6 protein-coding genes are annotated in these 10,344 nt (G+C 47.0%); all 6 read left to right on the forward strand.

Annotation, left to right across the window (positions count from 1 at the left end; translation table 11 throughout):
* On the forward strand, window positions 1-870 hold an 870-nt coding region (locus tag QD208_RS17370; RefSeq protein WP_347882015.1), incomplete at its 5' end, for a glycosyltransferase.
* Window positions 870-1,598, forward strand: coding sequence for a sulfotransferase family 2 domain-containing protein (locus QD208_RS17375; protein WP_279837663.1), 729 nt, complete (start codon window positions 870-872; stop codon window positions 1,596-1,598). The genes QD208_RS17370 and QD208_RS17375, both read left to right, overlap by 1 nt.
* Before the next feature lie 43 nt (window positions 1,599-1,641).
* Entirely contained in the window at window positions 1,642-3,507 is a 1,866-nt protein-coding gene (locus tag QD208_RS17380) for a hypothetical protein (protein ID WP_279837664.1), read from the forward strand.
* Window positions 3,508-3,598: 91 nt separating this feature from the next.
* Window positions 3,599-4,651 (forward strand): IS481 family transposase, encoded by a 1,053-nt coding sequence (locus tag QD208_RS17385; RefSeq protein WP_279837665.1) that lies wholly within the window; start codon window positions 3,599-3,601, stop codon window positions 4,649-4,651.
* Between the two features lie 86 nt (window positions 4,652-4,737).
* Window positions 4,738-7,857 carry a glycosyltransferase gene (locus QD208_RS17390; protein WP_279837666.1) on the forward strand — a complete coding sequence of 1,040 codons (3,120 nt, stop codon included), beginning with the start codon at window positions 4,738-4,740 and terminating at the stop codon, window positions 7,855-7,857.
* Window positions 7,858-7,962: 105 nt separating this feature from the next.
* The gene (locus QD208_RS17395; RefSeq protein WP_279837667.1) at window positions 7,963-10,254 is read left to right on the forward strand and encodes a glycosyltransferase family 2 protein; all 2,292 of its coding nucleotides are present in this window, start codon (window positions 7,963-7,965) and stop codon (window positions 10,252-10,254) included.
* Window positions 10,255-10,344 lie beyond the last annotated feature (90 nt).

The following is a 10,344-nucleotide window of genomic DNA, read 5'->3' on the forward strand; positions in this document are numbered from 1 at the left end:
CCTGATCCGAGCTTAGACGACCCGTCAGGTGGTCCAAAGGATGGGGTCCACTTCAGGCATAGTAAGAATAAGAAAGAAGGCAAAAAGCTTTTTGTTAGAATTCATGCACAGGAAGTGAGAAAAAAAGCTGCCAAGTTTGGTCGTGCTATAGATGCTGAAGAAGTTGATAAGTTTATTTTTGTATCCTCACTTATCCGCCAGCAAGCGTTGGAAATGTTCGGCTGGGATGAAGAGAAGACAGAACTTGTTCCCAACGGAGTCAAAGAAAATAGGTTTTATGATCCTGCCCGCGAAATTAAGCCTGTTCTCGGGATGGTAGGCATTGTTCCAACAACGAAACGCCTGGATCGTGCTTTAGATCTGTTAGCTGCATTAAACGAGAGGGGGTGGGGAGCCAAGCTGTACTGCAAAGGGCACCGGCCTGAGGACTTGCCCTTTATGCTTGCCCCTGGGCGCAGGCAAGAGCTAGCTTACTACGAGGCGTTGTATGAGCGAATTGATTGCGACCCGAACTTGAAGGGTTATGTGGTTTTCGACGGCTGGGGTAATGATGTTGAGCAGTGGTACCAAAAGGTCGACTTTATTCTTTCGCCAAGTGACAATGAATCTTTCCACTATGCTTTGGCGGATGGCGTGATGGCTGGCTGCATACCTCTAGTTTGGCCGTGGGAAGGTGCTGAAGAAACTTACAGAAATGATTGGATAGTTAGCTCTAATGATGACGCAATAAATAGGGTTGAAGTTTTTCTTCGCTCGGAAAGACTTAAAGTCAAAGAGCAGAAGATAGTATCTAAAAGTCTCATTGTTGATAATTATTTTGAAAAAAATGTCTTTGAAATGCTAGATGATAGCTCTTGGGGGAAGGGGTAATGAAGAAAGGTTTCGTAGCTGAAAGCCAGATAAAAAACGTAAAAAGATGGGGCGACTACCAGAACAACACAAACGTGTCGCTAGTAAATAAATACATTTATTTTGCTGTCGATAAGGTCGCCAATAGCACAATAAAGAAACATTTCTTCGAGATGGAGTATGCCCCTGTAAATAAAGCAGTGTTAAGTCTTTATGATCCTAGGTGCTCTCCTCTACTATCGCCTTACCAACTTCCATACACTCCAGCAGAACTGTTGATAGAGGGTGATTTCTTTAAGTTTGCCTTTGTGAGAAATCCATACTCCAGAATCTTGTCTTGTTATTTGGATAGAGTGCTAACACATACGAGTAGGCCTTCTCGTGAATTTAGGAAAGCGCTTAATAAAAGTGAGTTTAATTTCAGTGATTTTGTTTCTGTAATCTGCAGACAAAAGCCAAAGCTACAGAATAGTCATTGGCGTATTCAATCAGATGATATTCTTTTTGAATTAATTGATTTTGACTTCATCGGTAAATTCGAGAATCTTTCAGAAGATCTTTCTTTTGTCCATTCCAAAATATTTGGAACACCGTTCAATGCCGATGTTCTGGGCGGGAACTTCTCTCCTAAGAAAACTTCAGCAAGCGAAAAAATTGCTGAGTTTTATACTCAAGATCTTTTGGATAAAGTCTACGATGCGTACAGAAAAGATTTTGAATTCTTCGGGTATGAAAAAATAGTACTGTAGATCAAATTTAGGTAGATTGTTTTCGCATTGTCTAGGAGTTTTTGTGAATTTATATTCAGTTTTAATACCTAAGGATGGTTGTTCCTATAACTCTTTCCAAGAAATTTCTGATCGTGTTTCAAAGGAATACTCGACAAACTTGGCAGAAGGATTCCAAGATCAACCTGAAGTGGGGAAGTTTGATTCCATCCATGATATTTACTATATCTGTTATAAAAGAAAAGGTGTGTCTTCATCTGGAGTGTCTAAAACAAGAAAATCCACCCACTCAGTAATTACAACTGGTAATGTGGGAGCAAGTCGAGTTTCTAAAGTTCTAAGGTCAAAGCAAGGAAAGCTATCACTTTTGGAGCTGCCCGGTGGGGTATATAGCTCAGTCGTTGTTGATAAGAACTTTGGCAAGGTAAGTGCTTGGTCTAGTCAGCCTGCTGCTGAACCCATTTATTATGGTGAAAATGAAGCCTTTATTTGTATATCGAGTAGACCTCTTTTATGTGCGCTTTCTTTATGGGAAAGGCGCGAGATAGCATTATCTGATGATTATGTAAAAGAATATCTTCTTTTGAGCTATTCTGCATGTGGCTCCTCGCCATTTGTAGGGGTTAAGACTAATGCTCCAGAAAACATGGTTAATATTGTCGAAGGAAAAATTTATTTCTCAGACTTGCCTGAACAACCTTGCTTGGATTACAAAGGCTTAAATGAAGATCAAGTCATAAGTTGTATGAAAAGTGCGCTTATCGACTCATGTGACGTTTTTGAAGGAGTGCCAGGCGAGCCAGTTTTCCATCTCAGTGGGGGAAAAGACAGCAGAACACTTCTGTCCGTATTTTCTCATTTGAATATGTCGCCTCACGCTATTACTTATGGAAAATCTAATGGCGCTGAGCCACGAATAGCTAATGCGTTGGCCAATGTTGCAGGCTTTAAGCACACTGTGTTGATGCGTGACTTGATTGATCATGATTTTACGAAAGCTTCTAATGAAACTTTGAGAAGATGTGAAGGCTTAATACCATCAGCACCTAACCAGGTCATCTACAGTAAAGATGATGTTGTAAGTAGTGTTTTAAACCAGCCACGAGTTTTAGGTCAGCACGAGATACAGCGTGGTGGCTGGGCAAAACTAATGAAGAATAATAAATCTCATGTGGCTGATACATTGAATAAACAGTTAAGCAGTTATGTTTCCGATGATGTAAAGAATGTTTTTTTTGATCGACTTTCTGAGATCAGGGCAAAAAAAAGCTTTAACAGTCATGTAGAAGAAGTTTACCTGTTAACTCATTACTTTAGGAGTAGCTGCTACCTTACCTCTTCAATTTTGGATTTTTCCAGGAAAAATATACCTGTTTTCCCAATGTTGGATGAAAGGTTTGTATCAGTATGTTCGGCAGTCGCTGAAAAAAACATCGCATTGCTGGTTTCTGAATCAGCTGTTTTTAGGTTGATAGATAAGCTTGATTCGAAAATCAATGAAATTCCATTACACGAAGATAATTGGAGGTTTGAAGCAAGGAAAAAGCACGCTGAGTTTTCAGGCGATGCTTATGATCTTCGATTGAAAGACTTGGTTTGCCACCCCTCTGTTCCTGAAAGTGCTGTTTGTAACAATCCATCTTCTGAAGAATCAGCATCGCTAGATATTAACACTCTGGATTCGGCATCAGTTTCAATAATTGCTAAATTCGTAAATAAACATATTGAAAAAACTGGCTATTTCAAAGATATCGTGAAGCCGGAGGTATTGGAAGTAATAAAAAATATTAAGTCAGGAAAAATGGAAGAGTATCTTAGCCTCTTAGACTCATCAAAGAATTTGAAAAATGAAGATGTTACCTTTAAGAAATTTCTGTGGCGGATGTATTGTGCCACAGTATGGAGAACAGGGGATTGGCTAAATCCATAATGTAGGGTGCCGGATGATCGGATTTCACAACGAAGCTATCCTTTGTTAGCCTCGCGTGAGCTCATCAAGCAATTTATTCAGGAAAGGCTTCATGGACATCAAGCTGCATAAGCAAGCGACGACGACACCGAAAATTCGTGCCGACATCCAAGCAGCTCCTGCCGGTATGACCAACAAAGATCTTGCTCGTCAGTTTGGGGTCAGCGTCTCAACTATCCAGCGCTGGCGTCATCGTGATGATGTCCTGGATCGTTCCCACACACGTCATAACCTACTGGCGACTCTGACCTCAGAGCAGGAAGAGATAGTCATCGCCGCTCGTGAGTTACTACGGCTGGGACTCGATGATCTACTTGTCGTTGCTCGTGAATTCCTGAACCCCAAACTGTCACGTTCCGCGCTTCAGCGCATGCTCAAACGGCGTGAAGTGCCAACTCTCGCCAAGCTGGCACGTCGAGACGCGGAAGGCGACGAGAAGCCTAAGCATCGGCCTTTCAAGGATTATGAGCCCGGGTATGTGCACATAGATATCAAGCATCTGCCCCAAATGCCTGACGAAGATCACAAGCGTTATTTCTACGTCGCGATTGATCGTGCCACTCGGTGGGTGTATCTGGAGGTCAGATCAAGTCAATCTGCAAAGGATGCCCGGGCGTTCATGAAGCGTGTGGAAGAGGAGGCTCCCTTCACGATTCGAACCGTGCTCACGGACAATGGTAAATCCTTTACCGATCGCTTCACCGTGGGCGGCGAGCGTAAGCCCAGTGGGCATCATCTTTTCGATCAGGAATGTCAGAACCATGGCATTGAGCATCGACTGATCAAGCCAGGCAGACCCCAAACAAACGGAATGGTGGAGCGCTTCAATGGGCGTATCAGCGATGTGCTGGCGACTCGGCGCTATGACTCAAGTGAGGATTTAGAACAGACTCTCGAGCGGTATTGCTGGTTATACAACCACTATATTCCTCAGAAGGCACTACACCACAGGGCACCTGTTGCAGCAATGAAGGAGTGGCAGGCCGAACGGCCGGAGCTGTTTACCCAGCCTGTAATCAATCAGGCGGAACCCGACAATACGGCTGGTATCGGAAGGTCAAGAAACGGTCTTGGGCAAGGGGGGGGGGCGTCATCTTCAATCTGATTCGTCGCTGGCATGCTGGTTCTCGGCGCTTTCGGCTCATTGAACAGTCAAGTCTATTTGATGTTGCTTGGTACTTGAGCCAACCCATGTTGGTAGATATCCAGTCTGCTCGGAGAGCACCTATCCAGCATTATCTCAAGGAAGGGGCGGCGGCTGGGCTGGCACCAGGACCTGATTTTGATGGTGCCTGGTATCTCAGACGCTATCCTGACGTCGCCGAGGCTGGGTGGAATCCGCTACTGCATTATCTGTCGTATGGTAAGCGGGAGGGGCGCTTGCCGCGAAACAACCGTGCCTTGGCCTGGGAGCATCATCTTTGGCGGGGGGCAGACTGTGTAATGTTACCGCGACTTGAGCTCTTGTCTCACGACCCTCAGGCCAGTCGCGAGGAATCTCACTATGCACGTTGGGCACTGGCTCGATGGTGGGCCTGGCGGAAGGATTGGGCACTCGTCAAGCAGTATTTGCTGCCTGATGGGCAGTTGATCGATTCCCCGACACATAGCGGCCCAGCCTTGTTGGCAGTCGAGGCGCTGTTGGCGACTACCCAGCATGATGTGGCGGGAAAATGCGTGTCTCACGAGAGAATAGCCTCTGCTGGGACTGACGCTCCAATTGACTCTGCATCTAACTTTGATTCTGATCCCCCTAGCCCTGACTCAATAGGCCATGCCTCGCACACGACATTGCTGGCTGATGTGCTGGCTCATCTTGATCAGTATTTCGGCTCGCGTGCCGACACTGCATTGGCGCATGCCAACGCCACATTTGATGCTTCACAACGTCTGAGCTGGATAAATGCTGTATGGCAAAGTGCGGGACTGGAGGCAGTTGGCTATCGTAACCCCAAGTTGCCGTTGTGTCTGGATAACCTGGGGCCTGCGGATTCTGAGAAGCCTGCACTGGGTTCTATGGCTCAACTCTCGGCAGCTTCTTCCCCTGAAGGAGGGCCCCTTGTCAGTATCATTTTGCCCGCCTACAACGTGGCTGGCACCATCGCAACGGCACTCCATGGCCTGTTTGCTCAGTTTGACGTTCGCCTTGAGCTGTTGGTCGTTGACGATGCAAGCGAGGACACCACCTGCCAGGTTGTGGAGGCGCTTGTTGCCCAGTGCCCGGGGCATGTGGCATTGCACCTCTTGCGACACAAGGAGAACAGTGGGGCTTATGCCGCGCGCAATACCGGCTTGAGACATGCGACGGGTGACTTGATTACGGTACATGACAGCGATGACTGGTCGCATCCACAAAAGCTGGTGCGCCAGGTGGCGGCTCTTCAAGCCCAGGCCGGTGCGGTCGCGAGTTTATCGTCTTGGGTGAGAACCACACCGGCACTTCACTTCCATCGCTGGCGTGTTGAGGAGGGGTGGGTATATCCCAATATTTCGTCATTGATGGTGCGCCGCAGTGCGATAGAGGCATTGGGAGGCTGGGATAACGTCCGTGTTGATGCCGATACCGAGTTTCATGAGCGGTTGATCGCACGATTTGGTCATGACGCCGTCATCGAAGTACTGCCTGGTGTGCCGCTGGCATTCGGCCGAGCGGATGAGGCATCACTCAGCCAGGCTGGGGCAACCCATCTAGTAACGCGGTTTATCGGGGTTCGACAAGCCTATATGGAGGCCGCCCGTCGCTGGCATAGCCAGGGGAAGGAATCTGGCGAACTAACGCTTGTTCCCGAAGCGCCTTGGCGACCCTTTGCGGCACCGGCTGCGATCTGTCGACAAGCGCTACCCGTGCGTTTTCAGCACCCTCTGGATGTTTTGCAAGCCTCTGGGCTCTTTGCACCGGGCTGGTATCTGCGCACACATCTGGATCTTCAGGATGTCATCATCGAACCACTGGGGCATTACTGGCAAGCAGGGAGCCAAGAGGGGCGTGATCCAGGGCCGCATTTCAGTACTTCCGGTTATCGCTATTGTTATCCTGATATCGGTGACCAGAATCCGTTATGGCACTATGTGACACAGGGGCGAAGAGAGGGGAGATCTCCATGGCCGGTACTTTCGGGGGATGTGACACGCAATGAACAGGCACCCTGTATTCTTCTATGTGGCCATCAAGCGGGCAGCACCCTGTTTGGCGCCGAGCGTAGCCTATTGGACGTTCTCAAGGCTATGAATACGCTTGGTTGGAATGTAGTCGTGAGTTTGCCCTCGGCTGTCAATGGACCTTATATCGAGGCCCTTAGGGCGCATGCCATGGCGGTCGCGGTACTGCCTTATGGTTGGTGGCAGCGGGGGCGATCGCCGGAACAGGCTACACTTCGCTATTTTCGGGGGCTGATAAAGCGTTTCAAGATTGATGCCGTGCATGTCAACACCATTGTTCTTCATGAGCCGATGATAGCAGCGCGTGAAAATGGGGTGCCGGTGATCGTTCATGTCCGTGAGCTGCCCGAGCATGATCCCGGTCTTTGTCAGACGCTCAATGCGAAGGCTTCTACTGTGATGGAGCGTGTGTGCGGCGGCGCCGATCTCATTATTGCCAACTCTGAAATTACGGCGGTAGCTTGCCGCGCGGCCATACACAATCAGCAAGAGATCGGGGATGAACCGTCAGGGTTACCATCATCGCAAGCGCTGCCGCCAATCACTGTTGTTCCCAATACTATCGAGATGGCCCCTTTGCTGGCGCTGCCCTTGCGTAATGAGATGCCAGTGACACTAGGTATGCTGAGCAGCAATTTGCCCAAGAAAGGCCTTGAAGACCTGGTATCAGTCGCAGCGCATCTCCAGCGATTGACCCCCGAATTACAGATCAAGGTGTTTGGACCCCGTACCTCAGCTCTTGACACCTTGATGGCCCGGCAGGTAGCAGGACTAGTGCCTTCCAATATCCTATACGCAGGCTATGTGGATGCGCCTCAGGAAGCGTTGGCCCAGCTAGATATTGTGGTCAATCTATCGCATTTTCAGGAATCCTTTGGTAGAACCGTGCTGGAAGCCATGGCTGCAGCTCGCCCAGTAGTGGGGTATGAATGGGGGGCTTTGCCTGAGCTGGTCGTCGGTGGCACCACAGGGTATCTCGAAACATTGAGTGATACTCTGAGTGTGGCGCACCGGATCTTTGAGCTTGCACAAGACCCCATGTTGCGCCTCAATTTGGGGATGGCTGGACGACAGCGCGCCAAACAGTATTTTGACCAGCCAGCAATGGAGACTGCGCTATATAGAGCTTATGAAATGTGTGCCGATTTGTGATATATGGATAGGTAGAATTCTTACTTAACTTATTGGCACATGATCTCATTCGTTGGTCTTCTTCTAGATCGGTCGTTGTTGGCCTCAATATATAAGGAAATTTTTGTGAAGCTAGCTGTGGCCGCAATTGTAAAGAATGAGGTGGATTGTCTGCCTGAGTGGTTAGCATATCATCGGTTAGTAGGGGTTTCTCAGTTTTTGATAGCTGACAACGGTAGTAATGATGGTACAAGAGAGCTGTTAGCTGCATGCACCGATGTAATATTGAAAGATGTGTTGACAAAAAACGGTGAGCCACCACAACTGGCCGCTTATGAATGTCTTTTGAAAGCTTGTCCGGCGGTGATTGATGTATTGGCATTTATTGATGCAGATGAATTTATACTTCCTGTGCAGAGTAATGATGAACGACAGGAAAAGCCACCATCAATACTACCATGGCTTGAAAGTTGTTTTTCTGACGAAAGCGTTGGTGCGGTAGCATTGAATTGGGCTTGTTTTGGATCCTCTGGACAAGTCTTTCGGGAGCCGGGCTTGGTGATCGAGCGGTTTACATCGAGAAGTTATATGAACTTTGGGCCCAATCATCATTATAAAAGTATCGTAAGGCCTGTCAATGTGTCAGGATTTGATAATCCGCATCATGTTCGTCTGAAGCACGGGCGATATGTCAATGCATTAGGCGAGCCTTTAAAATCACGTATTTCTAAAGATGGAACTCGTCGAGTAGGACTCAGTGAAGATATTGTTTGGCAAGGTGCTAGAATAAATCATTATATTGTGAAATCGGTTGAAGAGTTCCTGGCCGGTAAGTGCAAGCGTGGCAGCGCAGCCCAAAAAAATTATAATAAAGGGCGTGACTATTTTGAGCGACATGATCGTAATGACGAAGTTTGTACCGTCGCAGCACAGATCGCACCTCATCTGAAGATGAGTGTTGATAGTATAGAGAGAGTCTCTGTTGAGAAATTCGAGTCATCTAACGTGAGCAAAACCGACGTGGTGAACCTTATGCGTGAGCTTGGGCGTCGCGTTGTTCAAAGGATGGGATTCGGTTACGATCGCACCCCTTATCGTTGGACATTGGATTATCCGTCAAATGAAAATGGATCTCAGTTCTTGCCGGGTGGACGTGTGGTCCAAGGTTGGGTGCTATTGCGCAAAGATATAGCTTTCACAGTTTCAAAGGTACGAATAATTGCTCGCTGGGAAGATCAGTTTGAGGTCTGTCATCCTCTAGAAATCAAACGACCCGATGTAATAAGTAAGCTATTGCATGAAGTGGATGATTCTCACCCACAGAGCAAATGTGGTTTTCGCTTTACCATACCAACGAGAGTTACCCGTTTTTATCTAGAGTTGTTGATTGATGACTGCCGTTGGCCTTTGCAGACTGTTAAGTGCGAAGCAGAGCAATGTGATACCGGTGCACTCAAAGTGATTGAGGGACGTGAAGGTTGGTTATTCCTGGATAATGATACTAATGGTAGCGTCGATCAGTATCGTGGGCGTATGCTCTTGACAGGGTATGGTATAGAGCGCTGGAGAGCCTATTTTCAAGGAGTTGCCAAAATAGCAAATGATTATGGATGCCGATGGTCAATGTTGATCGCCCCTGCCAAGGAATCGGTAATGGGACCCCGCTACCATACAGCAGTGCAGGATGGTAAGCGGCCGATCAATCAGTTACTAACGCTCTCCGAAGCAATGCACGTTGTACATCCTGAGGCTGCATTGCTTGCATTGGGGGATGATGCCTATATCCGTACTGACAGTCACTGGACACAACGAGGCGCGATGAAGGCCACTATTGAGCTTGCTGTAGAGCTGGGGCTTCCTCGGGATAAGGTTGAAAGCCTCTTTTCAAAAGATCGTTATACTTCAAGAAGTATGGGGGGGGACCTTGGGAACAAGCTTACTCCTCGTCGAGTGTGTAATGTTGATATGTTGAAGTCATTTAGTTATCTGAAGCATCGAGTCTACGATAATGGCTTGCCAAATTTCGGTAGATTGTTAGTCATTAGTTATCCTGAAGCACTGTGTGCGTGTACTTGCTTGATTTTTGGCTCTTCCTCGACTAACTCCATGTTTCATTATATTAGTCGTATTTTCAAGAGAGTAGTGTTTGTTCATACTGCTGGCAGCATCGATCAAGATATCGTCAGTTCTATCTCGCCAGATTATCTCGTTGTTCAATCAAATGCCAGGTTCTTGTTACAGGTACCTGGAATTCAGTATTCTCTATCTGATATGATTGATGAAAAAGTATCTCGACTAGACAATTCTGAAATTCAAAAAGTTAACGATAAAATGGTAACTGGTGTGGGAGCTTCGTTAAATAACTTGGGGATCTTGAAATGGCACCAGCAATTGATGCGAAGTATGTCATCTTCATGACATCAGCCTCTATTATTATTTTTATGTTTCTGTTATTGTGATTTATCAGTTTGTGATTTATCAGTTTGTGATTTATCAGTTTGTGATTTA

It is taken from the genome of Cobetia sp. 29-18-1, assembly GCF_029846405.1.
Classification (GTDB): Bacteria; Pseudomonadota; Gammaproteobacteria; order Pseudomonadales; family Halomonadaceae; genus Cobetia; species Cobetia amphilecti.

Bases quoted from the DNA above. Each gene is read 5' to 3' on its own strand.
- QD208_RS17375 (WP_279837663.1), top strand. From the start codon at position 870: ATGAAGAAAGGTTTCGTAGCTGAAAGCCAGATAAAAAACGTAAAAAGA.
- QD208_RS17385 (WP_279837665.1), top strand. From the start codon at position 3,599: ATGGACATCAAGCTGCATAAGCAAGCGACGACGACACCGAAAATTCGT.
- QD208_RS17390 (WP_279837666.1), top strand. From the start codon at position 4,738: ATGTTGGTAGATATCCAGTCTGCTCGGAGAGCACCTATCCAGCATTAT.